Origin of the sequence: Vibrio maritimus, assembly GCF_021441885.1 — a bacterium.
Lineage (GTDB): Bacteria > Pseudomonadota > Gammaproteobacteria > Enterobacterales > Vibrionaceae > Vibrio > Vibrio maritimus_B.
In genome coordinates this window covers 1,738,684-1,755,611 of the sequence record NZ_CP090439.1, presented here as the reverse complement: position 1 = coordinate 1,755,611, position 16,928 = coordinate 1,738,684, and the positions used below count along the sequence as shown (strand labels likewise).

The 16,928-nt window shown below is 44.7% G+C and carries 15 protein-coding genes; 5 read left to right on the top strand and 10 right to left on the bottom strand.

The genetic code is table 11. From position 1 onward, the window contains the following. Positions 1 to 87: 87 nt before the first annotated feature. Entirely contained in the window at positions 88 to 1,161 is a 1,074-nt protein-coding gene (locus LY387_RS24300; RefSeq protein ID WP_234496728.1) for a linear amide C-N hydrolase, read from the top strand. 55 nt (positions 1,162 to 1,216) lie between these two features. Here the strand turns inward: LY387_RS24300 and LY387_RS24295 are convergent, their stop codons facing one another. After that, entirely contained in the window at positions 1,217 to 2,095 is an 879-nt protein-coding gene (locus LY387_RS24295) for a LysR family transcriptional regulator (RefSeq protein WP_234496727.1), read from the bottom strand. A 123-nt stretch (positions 2,096 to 2,218) separates the two neighbouring features. Here LY387_RS24295 and LY387_RS24290 point away from each other — a divergent pair, with 123 nt between their 5' ends. Further along, positions 2,219 to 3,235, top strand: a complete 1,017-nt coding sequence (locus LY387_RS24290) for a linear amide C-N hydrolase (protein WP_234496726.1) — start codon at positions 2,219 to 2,221, stop codon at positions 3,233 to 3,235. A gap of 106 nt (positions 3,236 to 3,341) precedes the next feature. Continuing rightward, positions 3,342 to 3,644, top strand: a complete 303-nt coding sequence (locus LY387_RS24285; protein ID WP_234496725.1) for a hypothetical protein — start codon at positions 3,342 to 3,344, stop codon at positions 3,642 to 3,644. On the opposite strand, the gene LY387_RS24280 is transcribed toward LY387_RS24285, so the two are convergent. Then, on the bottom strand, positions 3,641 to 4,519 hold the full coding sequence (locus LY387_RS24280; protein ID WP_234496724.1) for a LysR family transcriptional regulator: 879 nt from the start codon (positions 4,517 to 4,519) through the stop codon (positions 3,641 to 3,643). The two genes, LY387_RS24285 and LY387_RS24280, sit on opposite strands and share 4 nt — an antisense overlap. Before the next feature lie 133 nt (positions 4,520 to 4,652). On the opposite strand from LY387_RS24280, the gene LY387_RS24275 reads away from it, so the two are divergent. Next, complete coding sequence (locus LY387_RS24275; protein ID WP_234496723.1) at positions 4,653 to 5,726, top strand: linear amide C-N hydrolase; 1,074 nt, start codon at positions 4,653 to 4,655, stop codon at positions 5,724 to 5,726. Positions 5,727 to 5,861: 135 nt separating this feature from the next. Further along, positions 5,862 to 6,251 carry a 3D domain-containing protein gene (locus LY387_RS24270; protein WP_234496722.1) on the top strand — a complete coding sequence of 130 codons (390 nt, stop codon included), beginning with the start codon at positions 5,862 to 5,864 and terminating at the stop codon, positions 6,249 to 6,251. A gap of 84 nt (positions 6,252 to 6,335) precedes the next feature. Here LY387_RS24270 and LY387_RS24265 read toward each other — a convergent pair whose 3' ends face one another. The 8 genes from LY387_RS24265 to tssJ form a co-directional block, all read right to left on the bottom strand. Then, the gene (locus tag LY387_RS24265; protein ID WP_234496721.1) at positions 6,336 to 7,745 is read right to left on the bottom strand and encodes a TRAP transporter large permease; all 1,410 of its coding nucleotides are present in this window, start codon (positions 7,743 to 7,745) and stop codon (positions 6,336 to 6,338) included. After that, positions 7,742 to 8,362, bottom strand: a complete 621-nt coding sequence (locus LY387_RS24260; RefSeq protein ID WP_234496720.1) for a TRAP transporter small permease subunit — start codon at positions 8,360 to 8,362, stop codon at positions 7,742 to 7,744. Before LY387_RS24260 ends, LY387_RS24265 begins: the two co-directional genes overlap by 4 nt. Positions 8,363 to 8,442: 80 nt before the next feature. Beyond that, entirely contained in the window at positions 8,443 to 9,453 is a 1,011-nt protein-coding gene (locus LY387_RS24255; RefSeq protein WP_234496719.1) for a C4-dicarboxylate TRAP transporter substrate-binding protein, read from the bottom strand. Between the two features lie 252 nt (positions 9,454 to 9,705). Then, entirely contained in the window at positions 9,706 to 10,452 is a 747-nt protein-coding gene (locus LY387_RS24250; RefSeq protein ID WP_234496718.1) for a protein kinase domain-containing protein, read from the bottom strand. Positions 10,453 to 10,460: 8 nt separating this feature from the next. Further along, positions 10,461 to 13,868 (bottom strand): type VI secretion system membrane subunit TssM, encoded by a 3,408-nt coding sequence (gene tssM, locus LY387_RS24245; RefSeq protein WP_234496717.1) that lies wholly within the window; start codon positions 13,866 to 13,868, stop codon positions 10,461 to 10,463. A gap of 9 nt (positions 13,869 to 13,877) precedes the next feature. Next, the gene (gene icmH / locus LY387_RS24240; RefSeq protein WP_234496716.1) at positions 13,878 to 15,092 is read right to left on the bottom strand and encodes a type IVB secretion system protein IcmH/DotU; all 1,215 of its coding nucleotides are present in this window, start codon (positions 15,090 to 15,092) and stop codon (positions 13,878 to 13,880) included. A gap of 4 nt (positions 15,093 to 15,096) precedes the next feature. Further along, positions 15,097 to 16,425: a type VI secretion system baseplate subunit TssK gene (gene tssK, locus LY387_RS24235; protein WP_234496715.1), complete on the bottom strand. Its 1,329-nt coding sequence runs from the start codon at positions 16,423 to 16,425 to the stop codon at positions 15,097 to 15,099. A gap of 10 nt (positions 16,426 to 16,435) precedes the next feature. Beyond that, positions 16,436 to 16,927, bottom strand: coding sequence for a type VI secretion system lipoprotein TssJ (gene tssJ / locus LY387_RS24230; RefSeq protein WP_042471897.1), 492 nt, complete (start codon positions 16,925 to 16,927; stop codon positions 16,436 to 16,438). Position 16,928 lies beyond the last annotated feature (1 nt).

Sequence of the window (16,928 nt, the reverse complement as noted above, 5' to 3'; positions counted from 1 at the left end):
AGACCCGCCATAATCAATTCATCAGTTAACTATGAACTGAAAACACCATCCCCTAACGTCCTATGACTTTTATTTGGAATCCGTGAAATGAAAAAGAATCTGAACACGCTAGCCATCGCTATTGCAGCAACTGCTTCAATTGCATCTATCTCTACGAGCACGCATGCTTGCTCGCGAATTATCCAAAATACAGGTGACCTACATGGTATTTCGATAGCACGCTCTTATGATTGGGGTGGCAGCGAACTGCAATCGATCGCCCACGTTCAAGTAACGGACACACAGCGTGAAACCAAGCCAGTTCCTGAGTATAAAAATGCGAAATCATGGACAGTAAAGCACAACACTGTTTCATTCGAAGAGGTAAAAACCTTCCATAATACGACTGGCGAAGCAATAAACACCGATGGTCTTTCAGCGTCAATGTTGTATATGCATGACAGTGTAGACTTCATCAAAGACATTAAAGATGACGGCACTCCTGCAGTACACCTTTCTGATATCGTGCCGTACATTGTTGAAAACTATGCCACTGTTGACGAAGCAGTGAGAGCTTTTGAGCAAGGCGAGTTTCAAATTGCCTACAAAACGGGCATTGCCGGTCATCAGCATGGGTTCCATGTTTCCATTCAAGATAAAAGCGGCGACATTGCACTTCTTCAGCTCAACAAAGGTGGTGAAATGGTCGTGCACCGCGGCGACGTAACAACCGATCTCCGCGTAATGGCAAACTCCCCACTTCAACAAGATCATAGAGCCTATACCGCTACATTTGATATGAATGATGCCGAAAACTTGCCAGGTTCAATTAGCTCACGCGATCGTAATGTTCGTGGAATCTATGTCACAAGCAACACCGACTGGACACCGCAAGCTAATGCGGATTGGATTGATGTACGAGGAAAAATGAAAGCGGTATTCGATTTTGGTAATAAAGTCCCTCAAGATGTCATCGATCCTACGAACAATGAAAGTTATGCGACATGGGAGACCTTTGTGTATAGCTTAGAGACAGGCGGCATTACTTACTACAACGAAGGTTATGCAGGTCAGCTTTCATTTAATATCGATGATATTGCAGGAATGAAGCAAGAGTCCTGTGCGGACATCTATCAGCAAGGACGTAAAGGTGGTCAGATTGTTTGGGGGTCGTGTCAGTAATTAGTAATTGAGAGCTTGTGACGCACTCACGAGCTCTCAATTTAAGTTCTCTTGTCTAACGATTCGTCAGTGAAGACGTATTTTCAATGAACCTCGCTAGAACGGGGTTCATTGCTTTATCGGCCCCGTAGATAAGCTCAGCACTCCAGTTAATGTTTTTGCCTCCCTCTATCTTAAACTCGACAAGGTCACCGCTATCAAGCATATCCAACGCCTGGAACTTAGGTACGATTGCCCATCCCATGCCCATACTCACCATGTCCAACTGGTCCATTAAACTTTGCGCCGTATAGCATCGATTACTAAAAATATGCCCTTTTAGACTGCTTGCTTTCTGAATATATTGCATAACGATTTGAGGATAGATACGAACTTCGGACTCTGACTTAACCCTTTGCTCCCCTAACCACTTTGAGCTGGCGACCGACACTATTTCATAGCTAAAAAGTGGCACCATAGTAAGAGAGCGGTGCGCCTTAAATAGAGAGTTAACTATTCCAACATCTACTTTACCTTGTTCGGCCATATCGATTATGGATACCGCGTCCCCATGTAAAATCGTAATATCAATCGTTGGAAACTTATCCGCGAGATCTTTGACGCATCTAACCAATTGCCTATCACGCACTGTTGTATCTAGACCAACCGTAAACGTTGCTGGTACATCAGAGAGCAAGCCACTGACTTTACTCTGCAGATGCAATGCTTCAACCATTACCCCCTTAGCGTTGGCATAACAAAGCCGCCCTTGTTCGGTAAGGTTTAACTTTCTTACCTGCCTATCAAACAATGCAAAGCCTAGATCAATCTCTAACGATGCCACTTGTTGGCTTACCGTCGTTGAATGCTTGTTGAGTTTAATTGCCGCGCTTTTGAAACTGCCTTCCTCTACAGTTGAGACAAAAGCAGAGATCTGATCCAATGAAAAATTCATAGCCCCTCCTTGGCATAAACTATAGCAGGAAAATATCATTCTTATACGAGTTTTTAAAAGGGATAATAACATCCATAATACGCTCCATACACAAAGTGACATTGACCTGTTCCGAGGACTACCATGAAAAAACAACTACTTGCTCTATCTATTTCGGCTATAGCAATGGCTGGCGTTTCAAGCATCGCAAACGCATGCACTAACTTTAATTTTTCCACTGACAATGGAAATACATTCATTGGTCGAACTATGGAATGGCCCGGTGAGTTAAAAGGTAAAATTGCGGTTGTCCCCCGCGGACATGTATTCTCCGAAAGCAAAACGACTCATGGTTTTGTTGGTATAGAACATGGCGAGGAGTTATTTAGCTCGGCTCTGAACGAACATGGACTTAGCGGTGAAGCGCTCGCGCTTGCAGGTGCAGTGTTCGCCGATGAAGGGCAAGGTGATATTCGCTCTGGTGATGTGGTGCGCTATGTTCTCGCCAACGCAAGATCCGTCGATGAAGCAGAAAAGATACTTCAGTCTACCAAAGTATCCGTCGCGGCCTACGACGTTGTAGACGGCTTGCATCTTGGTATGCACTACGCCTTCAACGATGGAAAACGTGCCATTGTTGTTGAGTATCTTGACGGAACTGGTTTTCCTGTAATTACAGAAAACAAACTTGGCGTGATGACTAATGATCCAGCGTATCACGAGCAAGAAGCACTCGCTGGAATGATGCTTGATGGCTACGATGGCTATCACTCTGCAAAAGCACGTTTCTCTGAAGAAACATTTGCGGCATTTGACTATTCACCCATTGGACGATTCCAAAAGATGGTTGGTTTCAATTACACAATGGATCAAAGCCAACTAAAAACGGATTTTGACGGCGTTAATCGTGCATGGTCTATGGTCAACGCGGTAGATATCCCACAGGGTACCCTGTATTGGCGTTTCGCGTCAGCTGAAGTACCACAGTTCACGTCGTACTCTAATGTCGTAGATATCGCGAATAAAGATTACTACTTCCGCACCTACGATAATATGGATATTCGTAAAATCGACGTAGATTCTATTGATTTTTCCAACGTGAAGTACAGCGCTAAAAGTTTGTTTAGAAGCAAAGAGCAATACCAAGACTACCAATTCTAAGCAGTTGATTGATTCTTCAATGTACCAACCCCAACTGGCAAGCTAGGTTCCTCCGCTTGTCAGTTGTAAACCTAGCCAATAACTCGCTTGTTTGAATGAGATTCACATGAAAGAGACGACACTTGCTCACTTACGAGAACTAACACAAACGCTTGAGAGCCACAAACACCTTTTCAACCGACATAAATTAAGAGCAGCTCTGCAAGGGAAGCTGCCTGAGTTACCTATCATGAAACGAGAATTCAATACAAAGCGAGGTAAAGCGTTACATGTTTTGAATACGACAAACCAATGCTTCACCAGATTTAATGGCGCTGAGAGTACACTGATACAAAAAGCTTGTGTTGTGACTATCTCAGCTATTCAAGAACTATCTCTTGATACTGGCACCGTACATGAAGTCGACTAGCGATACTTAGGTAACTTTTGTATTTCATTCACAAGCCACCTCATCGCTGGATTGAGAATGTTTTGTTTCGACCAAACCAGATTCGTGTTCCAATCTGAAATACTATCTGGTGTAGGTTGATACAGCCTTACCTCTTCGTTTTGAATCGCCGTTTGGCAAACAAAGTTTGGCAAGTAGCCCCAACCGGCACCTGCCTTAACTAGATTCAATATTTGTACGGCATCATTACACAACATAAAGCGGTGACTTGTAATATCAGCGTTTCGAACGCCTATTTCGTCTAAAAAAGAGAGACTTAGCTGCAACTTATCTAAAAGAGAACTGGTATCAGCTTGTTCCGGCAGGTTCCATGAACAAGGTACAACGCAGTTAACCCCAAACGCATAGGCTTTTTCAGAGCTCAGCTCGGTGTGCAGTTGCAGCGTGTTAAATATAAGTCCGATATCTACGACCCCTTCTAATGCCCATGCCTTTATCTGTAGGGTGTCACCGGTGCGTACCTGCAGAGATAAATGTGGAAACGCTTCGACAAACCTTGCGATGATTGCATCAACCGCGGGTTCCTTTAAACCACTGTCTAAAGCAAAAGTCAGCTTTTCTGGGACACCCTGTAATATGCTCTCGACATTGGCATCAAATAGCGACGCTTCTCTCAACATGGCTGTCGCGGATTTATATAACTGTTCACCTTGAGACGTAACCTCTAGAGAGCGAGGATATCGATCAAATAGCGTAATACCCGTGTCTATTTCTAAATTGTTGATTTGCTCCCGAACTGTGGAAACATGCTTTCCAAGGCTTCTCGCGGCTTGAGCTAACCCCTTATTCTCTACGGTTGCTACAAATGCTCTTAACTGATCTAAAGATGCTGGCATAACACCACACTTCCTCTGCTGTACACTCAATAAACATCATAGGGGATTTACCTAGCCTTAGCAGCTTTTCATCGCTAAATAAATTGAAATAATAGACTCAAGTTACCAATATCAACCAACTTTGAGGTTTGTTATGAAAGCACTAACACTAAATAAATTGGCAATCGCATCTCTAACGGCAACTGCGTTAGCACTAACTGCTGGCGCGGCTAATGCATGTTCACGCTTCACTCTCGATACGCCGCATGGTGTCTCTACGGTTCGTTCATTAGATTGGGGAGAGCAGTTAGGCAATGTAGCCCAAGTGAATCCTGTTGGCATAAGTAACAGCTCAGAAGCGCCAAGCTACAAAAACGCGATGACGTGGACCACCAAGTTTCACGCTATTTCACAGATGGAATGGGATGTCTTCGGCGGAGTCGCATCCGATGCCATCAATTCTGAAGGACTCGCTGCTTCACTGCTCTATATGTACGATTCAGCTGAGTTTATTGCAGATTACCAAGATAATGGCGCGCCAGCGGTCAGCTTCCTCGATGTAATTCGTTACATAACAGAAAATTACGCGACGACAGAAGAAGCCGTTAAAGCATTCAACAACAACGACTGGCAAATCGCTTGGAAAGATGGTTTACACGGCACACAGCACGGTCTGCATATTTCTATCCAAGATAAGTCCGGAGACATCGCACTGCTTCAGCTAAACAAAGGCGGCAAGATGGTCGTTTACCGTGGTGACACCAAGTCTGACCTGCGTGTTATGGCGAACTCGCCACTGCAACAAGATCACCGTGCATACGTTGAGAAAGTAAATCTCGACGATATAGCGGCGAAAGGCATCCCAAGCTCAATTAGCTCACTAGACCGCAACCTACGTGGCCTATTTAACACTCAGCACGTCACGTTCCAAGAAGATGCCAGCTGGGCACAAACTCGCGGCAAGCTACTAAGCACATACAACGCGGGTAACCTGATCCCACAAGATCTGATCGACCCTGAGAATGGTGAAACTTATGCGACGTGGACTCAGTTCGTCTACAACCACGATAGCGGTGACTTCCTCTTCACCAATTACGATACTCGCTCATCAATTGGATACAACTTCAACGATACTAAATCGTTCACCAAAACCATGTGTGCAGATACCGTAAAACAAGCGGAGGAAGGGTTATCCGAAGTTGTTTTCACTGAGTGCAAAACAAGATAATCCCTTGGTTAGGTGCATAGCGCATAAAGCCGCTATGTGCCTTTCCTCTCCTTCATCAAACGCTTGCCTGACAGGCACAGCACAATACAAAGCTATACTTACTTCAACCTTCCCATTTTAAGTACACGGTTTTAGATGAAGAAATCGCTTAGCTATCTAGTCCTAACTTTACTTGTTCCTTTAGTGACATTCGCTTCTACTGAGAAAAAACTCCGAGTCACGGCGAGTGCCTACACCTCTGCCGTCGGTGAGACAGATTCGACCCCAAACATTGGAGCTTGGGGAGACACACTCAAGCCAGGTATGAGGTCAATTGCGGTATCGAGAGATCTAATTGAGCTTGGCTTAGACCATAATCAAGAAGTCACCATCGAAGGGTTTAAAGGAACCTATCGAGTGCTAGACAAAATGAACAAGCGATGGACTAAAAAGATTGATATCTATATGGGTAATGATGTTGAGAGCGCCAAACAATGGGGTGTTCGAGAAGTCACGATTACTTGGCGTGAAAACAAAGACAATTGATTTATCGCAAGACGAACAACAAATGCCTCGACTTAATCGAGGCACTCCTATTCTTTAGCGACTAACACACGAGTCTAGATCGAACTAGGTATACCCCATTAAGCTCGGCAACCACAGAACAATTCCTGGCATCACTAATAACACGGCAATGGTGATCACGTCAGCGACAAAAAACGGTAAGCAACCTCGAAATACGTCTTGTACCGAGCATTCAGGTCTAACGCCCGCAACAACAAAGCAGTTCAAGCCAATTGGCGGAGTAATCAGACAAAGTTCTGCCATCTTAACAACGATGATGCCAAACCAAATTGCACACCCTACTCCAGACACTCCAAATGCTGAATCTACCGCCGCGACATCTGCGCCACCGTTTAGAGCGATAACCGCAGGATAAACAACCGGTAGCGTTAACAACAGCATTCCAATCGCGTCCATGAACATCCCCAAAACAGCATAGGCACAAAGAATGAGTAGAAGCGTGAGCATTGGGCTTTGTTCCAAGCTGACAATCCAATCCGAAAACGCTGTGGGTAGATCTGCAAACCCTAAGAAACGCACGTAGATCAGTACACCCCAAATTATTGCGAAGATCATGGCTGACAACTTAGCCGTTTCCATTAAAGAGCTTTTAATTTCTTTCCAACGACTGCCGTGGAAAATAGCCAAGGCCAGAATCAATGATGCACCTAACGCGCCAGCTTCTGTAGGAGTCCCGACGCCACCATAAATACATACGACGATTATGCCTACTACTGCGAATATAGGCATCGCCCCCGGGAGGGTTTCAAATCGCTCTTTCCAGGTAAAACCTCTCACAGGTGGACCAAAGTTTTTACGTGTTAGAGCAAGAAATACAACTAACCCACCATAAATCAGCGCGGAGACAGCGCCTGGTAGAAAGCCAGCCATTAGCAGTGCGCCTACATCCTGCTCAACAATAATCGCGTAGATAACCAATATCGCAGAAGGCGGGATCAACGAAGCCAACGTACCACCAGCAGCGACAACCCCTGCTGCAAAGCGTTTATCGTAGCCAAGTTTGAGCATCTCAGGGACGGCAATTCGGGCAAAAACTGCTGATGTTGCAACAGATGCACCTGATACAGCGGCAAACCCCGCGGTTGAAAACACCGTAGCCACCCCCATACCGCCTGGAAGCCAACCAACCCAACGTTTTGCGGCCTCAAACAATGAACGTGTCAATCCTGCATGGTAAGCGAGAAATCCGATAAGTATAAAGGTCGGAATTAGCGATAAAGCAAGCGATGACACTTTAGAATGCGGAATGGTGCCGGCCATTTTAATCGCAACTAAGAGCCCCCTTTCAAAGCCCAGTTTTGCCGAAAAGATCCACACTAAGCCTAAGAAACCAGCAATCGCAGCAGCAAAAGCGACTCTTACCCCGATGATCACCATGACCAACATAAAACCCGAAACCCACAAGCCGATTTCAATAGAGTCCATGGCTCCCATAACTTCAAACAAAGACATCATTTTGAAGCCCCCTCATCGCTGGCACTCACGGTTTCAGCTTCTTTCGCTGCAACTTCGGCAGCAGATTCGATCATGGGAACGGCTACTGGCTTAGTATCACCTCGCTTAATCGCTCGCAAATACGCCCAGATTTGCAAAATCAATCGCAGTGCTAACACCGATAATGCAAATGGCACGACTAGCTTTGCAGGCCAAGTGGGCAAATTGATATCAACAGAAGAGTCACCAATAGAATAGGCTCGCCAAAAGTGAAGGTAAGAGCCGTAAATAAGTAGCAAAGTGACGACGAGCATCAGTACACTTGATAAGAACTCAGTGAACCACAACCATCGACCTTTGAAACGTCCGACCAAGATATCCATCCTAATGTGTCCGCCCATACGCTGCGTGTACGCGATCCCTAAAAAGGCGATAAACGCCATCGCCTGTTCTACCCAGTCGATGTAACCGCTGATCGGCATTGAAAACAGCCAGCGCCCTAGTATGTTGGTCGTGGCCAATGCCACAAGTGCGACAATCACACACCCTGCAGCAAGATTTAATAATGATTCAAGCTTGAAGAATACCTTGTCGACCCGACTTACCGCCGAGCTGTCCTCTAAAACTGACGCAGACATACTCGAAATCCTTTTGGTATTGAAAAAAACTAAGCGCTAGTCACGACTAGCGCTTAATAGTTTGAGTGTTGAAATGAGCATTAATTCTGCTGTTTGAATAAGGCTTCTGTGTAGTCAAATAAAGCCTGAGAGTCGAACTGACCTTTGTACTTGTTCACCCAATCTTCACGCACTGAAGCCGCTAAATTATTAAGTTCTGCAGTTTGATCTGCCGTGAAAGTGACTTGTGTGACGCCCTCATCTGCGATTGCTTTATCGAACTTCGCCGTCGTGTTTTGCTCGTAATTTGAAACATAGTAATCCAGTGCTTCTGGCACCGAGCTCAATAACGCTTCTCGATGTTCAGGTTTAAGCATTTCCAATGCTTCAGTGTTAACCACTACCGGGCAGTTTGCTGAACCTAGGTTCAAGTTGGTGGTCACCCAATTTGCCACCTTATAAGTATTAGTCGCTAGATGGGCGTGCGGGGCAAACGATGCTGCATCGATCACGCCGGAGTCCATCGATTGTCTAACCTCAGAGAAAGGCACCGTTGTTTTAACCGCGCCAAGTTTTTCTAGAACGCTCATAATCCCACCGGGACCGCGAACTCTCAGCCCTTTAAAGTCATCCAAGCTTTCTAATTTGTCACTCTTACTTGCAATGTTGTACTGCGGTAAGGGTGTTGGCATCAGTAACGTTGCGTTCCATCTAGCAAGATCTTTCATTACTTCTGGATGGTTAAAGACCTCGGTATAGATTTCACCGACTCTTGCCAAAGATACATCTTGAGAGAATGGTAATTCCGTTACCGTAATCGTTGGGTTCTTGTCTGTATGATAGAAAGAGCAGAATTGCGCCATTTCAAAGGCACCAAATGAGATTCCATCTAAGTTTTCTCGCGCTTTCGATAAACCACCGTAAGACAATACAAGCTTAAATTCACCATTGGTTTTCTGCTCAACTAGCTCCGCCAGTTTTTCCACATTCTCTGTGAAAGCTCTGCGCTTACCCCACAAAGATACATTCCACTCAGTCGCAGCATGTACTTCGGCTGCCATAAACCCAGTTATAATAAGTGATACCGTTAACGCTGTTTTTGTCGCTTTCATGGACAACTTCTCCTGATTTTATTCCTTTTATACAGCGAGTGCGTGCCCCACTAGGTTCCCAGATACCGACTCCATTCTGGGGATAGAGCTAACTCAATGATAAGCATAGATTATTGTTAACATTTCGCTCAAAACGATAACAGTTTTGCAAGACAGAACACGTTATTCGACGGAAAGGATATTTTTGACTATCCCCCCTTCTATCTATCGTGAATCAATCACAAGAAAATTGAGGTGTCGTCTTCTTAGACATTACGCGCCACTATGAGAATTCGGTAGCTGAAGGTCTTTAGTGATAGCTTTGACAAGCGTCTCTACCCTGTCGGTTAGTTGGGTTGAAAGGCGTAAAATTTGAAGGCGCTCAAGTAACATACAGGTCCAAGACTCGAAGTCACTGAGAAGAGGCTTATAGGTTCCTCCAACGACGGTCAATATCGTCACAAGTAATGCGTAATAATCGTGAATCGGACTCGCGGATTTGTCACCTTTCGGATAGGCAAAACTCTGAGTGCTTTGACTAACTCCACGCTCTGCCCATAATTCACCAACTCGTCGAGCATTTGAAAAATCAATGAGTGACAGTGTTCCGTCTCTCTGAACAATGATGTTAGCTGGCTTAATGTCACCGTGAACGATACCGAGTTGATGAAGCTGTTCTACCTCACGAAACACACGTAACACTATGTCGCTCATATTCATGGATTGTGTGCCATTAAGAGTCGCTTCGCGAATCAGGTCAGATAAAGATCGACCTTCAATATAAGTCGTCGTCAGCAAACCACGACTACCATCTTTGAAAAACCCGAGACATTGATGAGTGTCGACACCAAGCGTGCCCACTCTCGACAGCCATAAAGCCTCTCTTTGCAACAAAGCGGTGTCGAGTACGTTATCAGAGAATTTAACGCGCATATCGCGTTCTGGAGTATGCAGAATACGTGTGTTGCTCACTCGTTCCAGTCTATGCTCTGGAACGAGTGCGCTAACCCATAGTGGCACAGTCAACTCTACAGCCATTGAGGTAGTGTCAGTTGTTTGAAGAAACCAGAATCAAACGGCTGCCCAACGCCATCCGACTTGACCAGTAAGTTCACCTCGTTGTCCCCTACTTGGTAACGCCAAATCAGTTCACTGCTACCTACTTGTGATGCCCCTTGCATTGCATCTGCGACCTTAAACCAGCTCCAAGCTCCCGACTGTTTATCACGCTTTATTACACCACTCGTGTCCTCGATAAGAATAGAAATATCTTGAACTTGGTTGGTGGGAATTGGCCATGCTTGAGTACGCCAAAGTTTAGGACCATTTTGGTATTCAAACAGTTTCGAATTGGTGATCAACGCAAAACGCGTCAATACTGGTGACATCTTTTCCGCTCTTACTGAGAACTTAAAGCCTAACTTATCCCCAGTAAACAGCTGATCTTGAATTCGAGATACAGACTCTTTGAACGGTTGATATTGCCAGGAGAGCGACAAATATTGATGTGGTACGAAGCCATTAATAAACAACTCTTTATTTATAGTAATATCCAACTGATTGGCATATTTAGTCGCAAACTGATCAAACTCACCGTTTGGCTTAAAGAAGAACTCAACATCAGACAACGCAGCATCCGTCGTCGAGGTCGTATTAAATGGATAGTGGCTTGCCAGTCGAGTTTGATAAAAATCAGTAACCTTAGCCCAATCCTGATTGATAACCTCACGTATGGAATCCAAAGCCAGTCCATTAACTAACGTTGCTTGTTGTTGCATTAGCTCTGGCAGAATCGGCACATTGTAGTTGTCCGCCGATGAGTTGAGTTTAGCGATTGGATTACTCGCATCCGCATTTTCAAGCTGTTCAAGAAAATAATGTCCCTTAAACTGAATCTCTTTGGACTTGGCAATCCAATCACGCAGTGCTTGTAAGTCTCCCATTGCTACGTCAAATGGACTCTTACCCGTTTTATTTGCCGCAATAACACTATGAATGTGCCTAAATGGATAGGTAATCGACTCAGCAACACGCTCCATCGCGGCACCATTTGCTGGCGTTAGCGGCGATTCCTCTTCCTTAGCGCTTGCATCTTTATCTGCAGGTTGTTCTTTCTCTGTTGTTTCAAAGGTTTTGAGAAGGTTGGTATTTTCATCAATCACCTGATAAAACTGCAGCAAAGGAGAGAAATTAGCATCTGTGACCAATGCCAACTGTTGTTCGCTCCCACCCCAACTGTCTACGGTCGTCAAACTTACGCTGCCCGTAAACGCAGTCCAATGGCTTATGTAGTCTTTGATGTAACGTTCGCGTAATTGACGGTTAATCCGGTTCATTTCCGCATCGCCACTGATTCGCCCCATTACCCCTTCGTAAGCTTTGATGGCTTCAGAGGCGAGTTGAAAACCCGTTTCGTTACTGAGCTCTTCAAATCCATCGCGAGTAAACGCATACGGAATCAAGTAGCCACTAAAGTCTTGCTTGAAGCTATAGACTTGATCAAAGGTTGGATTAAGTTGGTTTCGCAGATCAACACGACGAGAGAAATCTTTATGTTGCATGATGTGCTGGTAAAGTAATTCACTGACATCATTAGACGATAAAGTGCCACGTACGAGTTCAAGCAATTGTTCATCATAAGGAGGAGGAACCGCCTTTGTGCTTAAGGCATCTTGCGCGAGCAAGGTAAAGCGCTCTATCAAATTAGCGTAGCCGCTTCCCTCTTCGTTAAGCGCTCCAATGTAATAATTTACCAATGGCTCAGATGAGTGACGATCAGGGTTGTACAAAATCTGCTGAAGGTTGAGCAGTTCGAGCGTCTTTACTTTGTCATCGAGTGAATTGTACACAAACATATCTTTCATGATGTAGTCACGCATCAAGGTCAATAGTTCCGATGTTAGTTCACCGTAGTAAGCACTGTTCACATACTCAGCGATGCTTGAACTTGGCAACCAACTTAAGACGTACCAAGGGTGGTTATCCTGTTTATATAGCTGATCGATTTCTCGAAGTTCATACAGGCTAAATACCGGTGATGCGAGATCATCCGGCTGTATTTCATTAACCCTTAGGTTATCTTTATACTGTGCGAGCATAGCCTGGGCTTGACCATCGAGGTTTTGCTGATAAACATAACTGGCTCTTATAAGTGCTAAGAAACCGCCAAATAATACAACTAGCCCAACAGTCGCTGCTAAACGCGTCGTCCGATAGGTAAACTCTCGTTTTCTGTTAACGCCGACCAATGTTGACTCTTTTAGAACACAGCTTGGGAATAACCCCTTAGCGAACAAGCTGAGTGTTTTACTCGTAGTGTTTACCGTGGAGATTGACTCAAAACCGAGCTCGGACGCATGCATCGCAGAAACGACGTCCAGTGTCTTACTATCACCACCAGTATTGACGAAGAAGTAACCTCTAAAAAACAACTCCACGTCATCAAACTGGTGCTGATTAAAGGTTAGTGACAAAAAGTCTTCAATGTCATATCGAAGTGCGGATAGCTGAAACAAACCTGAGACTGAAGAGTCACGATAATCAGCATTGAGTTGTTGCTTGAGCGATGAGCTGATTGTGCTCGCAATTCCTTTGACCAAGGCTTCATAAGAGTCATCAAACCATTCCTTGTCGTAATGGCGGCTTTCATTCAAATCACGCAGTGCACCGAAAGGTTGATCCCTCTCTGTCTCATCCAACGGTGAAAAAAGCTCACACAAATCACGCACTTGAGCCATGTCAGTAAAGGCACAATAGACAGGTAAAATAAGCCCAGTCTGCTTGTTTAAATCTTCCAACATAGAACGATACTTTTGACTGGTCTCACTCGCTGAAATTTCTGTGCTATTTATCAAGCTACCCAAATTCACCGAACACAACACACCATTGAAAGCCTGTCTCGCTCGCTTCTTTTGCACCAAATCGAGCAGTATCTGAACACTTTTAGATGAACTCTCTTTGTTCATCATTAGATCGACCGTGACGATAATTGCCGCGTCAGAAGCCCAAAACCTGACAGCGACGAGATCTGTAGGTAACTCATCAACAGGGTCAATCAGTTCAAATCCCATCTGTTGCAGCAAGGACTGATCATGACTTGGGTCTTCGGTAAGTTGAACATACCAAGGAATTGAGTACGGATTTGCGTTGAGCTTTGAGTGTTTTCTCCAAACCAAATTAAAGGTACGTTTGATTTCATCCACTCGCCATTGCTCAAGTTTTTTCTCGTCTTCATTGATTTTCTTTCTTCGAAATAGACGGTAACTACCGAAACCTGAACCAATAAGTACAACGAGCGCACCGAGTGTCTGAAGTACAATAACCCAAGCAGGCTCAGTTCCGAACCAACCTAATACCCAAAAAACCAGCATCAATAATGACGTTATAACGAGTGCTATCAAGCTTGCTAATACTATCGCTTTATTTTTTTTCATCATTGGTTTGACCTACTGCTTCGCTCTGATGACGAAAGCGTCATCTATCCCTGCATTCTTCGCAGCACTTAGCACTTCTTGTGCTTCTTGTGTCGTCGCTACATTGCTGGAAACGATATAAAAATTGCCTTGGCGCTCTACCTGAGCATTCGGTAGCATTTCACCATGTTGAGACAGAAAATTTTGTGCCGAAGATTTTGAGGACAATGTCGCAAGTTGTACTCGAAAACCGGTACGAGCTGACACACTCGAAGACGTTGAGCCTGAAGTCGCTATGGTCGACGAATTACTAGAAGCCGGCACATACGATTTTTTGGAACCGCTGAGATCTTGATCGGTGCTCGTGTAGATGTACTCTTTCTCTTGAGCGTTGGCTTGACTATAGTATTTGTCGGTAAAGCTAGGTAATGAGGTAAATGGCTCTGCTTTGACGGGAACCGTAATTTGATACCAATAGTATATGCCGCCCCAAAACGACGCTAGCAAGGCAACAAATAGCATGGCACCTCGCCAAAGCCTTACCGGGCGTTGTGGTCGAGCCCTGCGTTTAAAAGTAGAGGCTATCGGTCTAGGTATCGGCATCCTCTCTGGCTCTGAGCCTTGTTCAATGTCTGCAAACACCGCCTCTTCTAATCGCTGAACTAAAACACCGAGCAACTCTTTTCCTTCAACTCGATAGCGGCCGCGGAACCCAAGCTTAATCATGATATAGATGAGTTCTAAAAGGTCTTTAAGCAGGATGGGCTGTAAGAGTGCTCTTTCCGCAACAAGATAAAATTGTTCACCACCGTTTTTAACACCGAATAGTTCACTGACTAATGTCTGATTCTCCCACCCAGACTCTTCTCCCCATTCGGAGTGCAAAATTTGTTCATCCAACATAACGGCGAACAAGAAGCAGGTTTTATCCGCGACAGAGGGGGGATAGTCGAGTTTAGCTACCTTGTATTTTAGATCCGTTAATTGCCCTTTTAACCCCATACGGAAAGTATACATATCCGCAGGACATTCAAGTCGCTTCACCGAAATGATGAGCGATAACAGCTCCGCGCTGACACGGAGTATATCGTTATCAAACAGTTCAGTTTGGCGCTGGGCCAATGTATAACGCGCTTGGTTCTTGATAGCGTTTAAACTGGTCAGGCGCACCCCACCGGATGAGGACACTGAATCAGTATCAACATGAGTTTTTAAAGGGACCGTGACTTCATCTAATAGATCGTTCATAGCATTATCCCAATGCGTAAAGCTTGATGGCTAGATCGGGTATGCGACTATCCACGTGCAGTGCAATAGGCTCACGTTTCGACTTGAGTTGTTGCCAGTATTCATGGGAGGCGTCTATCTCAAAATAGGCTAAGTCGACCTGAGCTTTTAGCTCTGATGGAGCAACCGGTAATGGATTGATAGTGACACCGGATTGACTATTTCTAACCAACTCAGCAATCAAACTGATTCCACTTAAAGTACACACGCTTGGGAACGTCGAGCTCAGCGTAGCGGCACCAACCGAAGACTTCACCGAAATTACTAAACGCCTTCCTTCCATCTGAGCCAAGGTTGGAATCGACAGTCTTAGTAGTCGACGTTTCTCAAAGAGGTTAGTATCCCATTCAAATTCGGTTACCTTGTCACTTTGAACCATAGACAGTTTATCCCTCAACCCCGAAAACAAGGGACCAAATGCAAGGTGGAGGTTGTCTTTATTAAGGACCACGTGCTCTACACTGCCCATAGCGGGCGTGAAGCTATCAAGCTCAGAGGAGAAGCTCGCCAACTTTTCGTACAGTGTATCTACGTTCGTTTCAGGCTTTTCAACCAAGATCGCCAGTTGTGGTATCCATCGGTTTAGGGTTTGCAACCAAAGAAATTCCCGCATTAAACTCAAATCACTTTTTGTTTGCTCACCAGCACCAATTCTCTCAATGACGTTTTTTGCCCTCGCTTGAACGAGAACAAGTAGCTCCTTCAATCTATCCTTGAGCAGTGAAGAGGCTCCATATTGTAGACATGCAGGAATGAACCCTTTATCAAGTACAACCTCTCCGTCATCACGTCGCTCAAGAACTCGAGCGATTGGGATTAGCACTAAGCCATTTGTGTCTTCACCTTCTAGTAACAGGCGAACGTTTGGTTCTGCAAGTGATGCTTTAATCCCACTTTGCTCCGCATCACTAGAGTCAAAGAGATTATGCTCCGCTACAACGTAACGTTTCAGTAGTTCCCTCTCTCCGTATTCGTTCTCACCTTCAATAGAAAGAGGCAGAGCTAAGAAGACCGTTTTATTCATGGTGTTCTCTGGAATCTCGATAATCAGTTCACGAGAGCAATCAAACAAGGTTCCATCTTGAAACACACCGCTACAACGGACGACGCTAAATTTCCCTAGTTTTAGGTAGTTAGACTCGTTTTCTAACACTGAAACGCCGAAGCTTTTTCCGCTCGACGTTAGATCAACGTACTTTTGAATGTACTGAGTAATGTATCTTTCTGTCTGTTGGAAATGTTGGGGTGCAACAAACATCCCTTCTTTCCAAACCACTTTTCTCTGATGTTTCAATTGGGTCTCCTTACCACCATGAACTATCAACAGGCTGAGAAATCTCAATTTTTGCTTGAGAGATTCTTATAATTATTGGGTTTTCATCAGGTTCTTCGACCAACGCAACCACTGCCTTTGATGTTGCCACTTCATAGTCTGCAAACTCTGCAAACACTGCGATAAACTTTGTTTCTTGTTGGACTTCTAGCGTAAAAGACCGCGTCTCACCTGGGATTACTGGTGGCATGACTTTCGAATCAATCAACGAACCAGCAAGTACACTACTGTCTGACTCGTAAATACTAACGAACTCCGCATTTTCAAATGCGCCACTTTCTTTGAGTTGATACAGTCTAATAATCAGCGGTCTAGGAATGTCATCATCAAACGTATTAATGTCATCCGCTGCCTTCATGTTCACCGTTACTGCAATTGAAGGTTGAAATACGGGTGCGCTTGAACCACAGCCTAAAATGGCTATCGACAACAACGCTGACGTAAACAGACGCATAAGATTCATA

What these genes read in the sequence shown, in the direction of transcription:
- LY387_RS24300 (WP_234496728.1), top strand. Translation starts at nt 88, where the DNA reads ATGAAAAAGAATCTGAACACGCTAGCCATCGCTATTGCAGCAACTGCT.
- LY387_RS24295 (WP_234496727.1), bottom strand. Translation starts at nt 2,095, where the DNA reads ATGAATTTTTCATTGGATCAGATCTCTGCTTTTGTCTCAACTGTAGAG.
- LY387_RS24290 (WP_234496726.1), top strand. Translation starts at nt 2,219, where the DNA reads ATGAAAAAACAACTACTTGCTCTATCTATTTCGGCTATAGCAATGGCT.
- LY387_RS24285 (WP_234496725.1), top strand. Translation starts at nt 3,342, where the DNA reads ATGAAAGAGACGACACTTGCTCACTTACGAGAACTAACACAAACGCTT.
- LY387_RS24280 (WP_234496724.1), bottom strand. Translation starts at nt 4,519, where the DNA reads ATGCCAGCATCTTTAGATCAGTTAAGAGCATTTGTAGCAACCGTAGAG.
- LY387_RS24275 (WP_234496723.1), top strand. Translation starts at nt 4,653, where the DNA reads ATGAAAGCACTAACACTAAATAAATTGGCAATCGCATCTCTAACGGCA.
- LY387_RS24270 (WP_234496722.1), top strand. Translation starts at nt 5,862, where the DNA reads ATGAAGAAATCGCTTAGCTATCTAGTCCTAACTTTACTTGTTCCTTTA.
- LY387_RS24265 (WP_234496721.1), bottom strand. Translation starts at nt 7,745, where the DNA reads ATGATGTCTTTGTTTGAAGTTATGGGAGCCATGGACTCTATTGAAATC.
- LY387_RS24260 (WP_234496720.1), bottom strand. Translation starts at nt 8,362, where the DNA reads ATGTCTGCGTCAGTTTTAGAGGACAGCTCGGCGGTAAGTCGGGTCGAC.
- LY387_RS24255 (WP_234496719.1), bottom strand. Translation starts at nt 9,453, where the DNA reads ATGAAAGCGACAAAAACAGCGTTAACGGTATCACTTATTATAACTGGG.
- tssM (WP_234496717.1), bottom strand. Translation starts at nt 13,868, where the DNA reads ATGATGAAAAAAAATAAAGCGATAGTATTAGCAAGCTTGATAGCACTC.
- icmH (WP_234496716.1), bottom strand. Translation starts at nt 15,092, where the DNA reads ATGAACGATCTATTAGATGAAGTCACGGTCCCTTTAAAAACTCATGTT.
- tssJ (WP_042471897.1), bottom strand. Translation starts at nt 16,927, where the DNA reads ATGAATCTTATGCGTCTGTTTACGTCAGCGTTGTTGTCGATAGCCATT.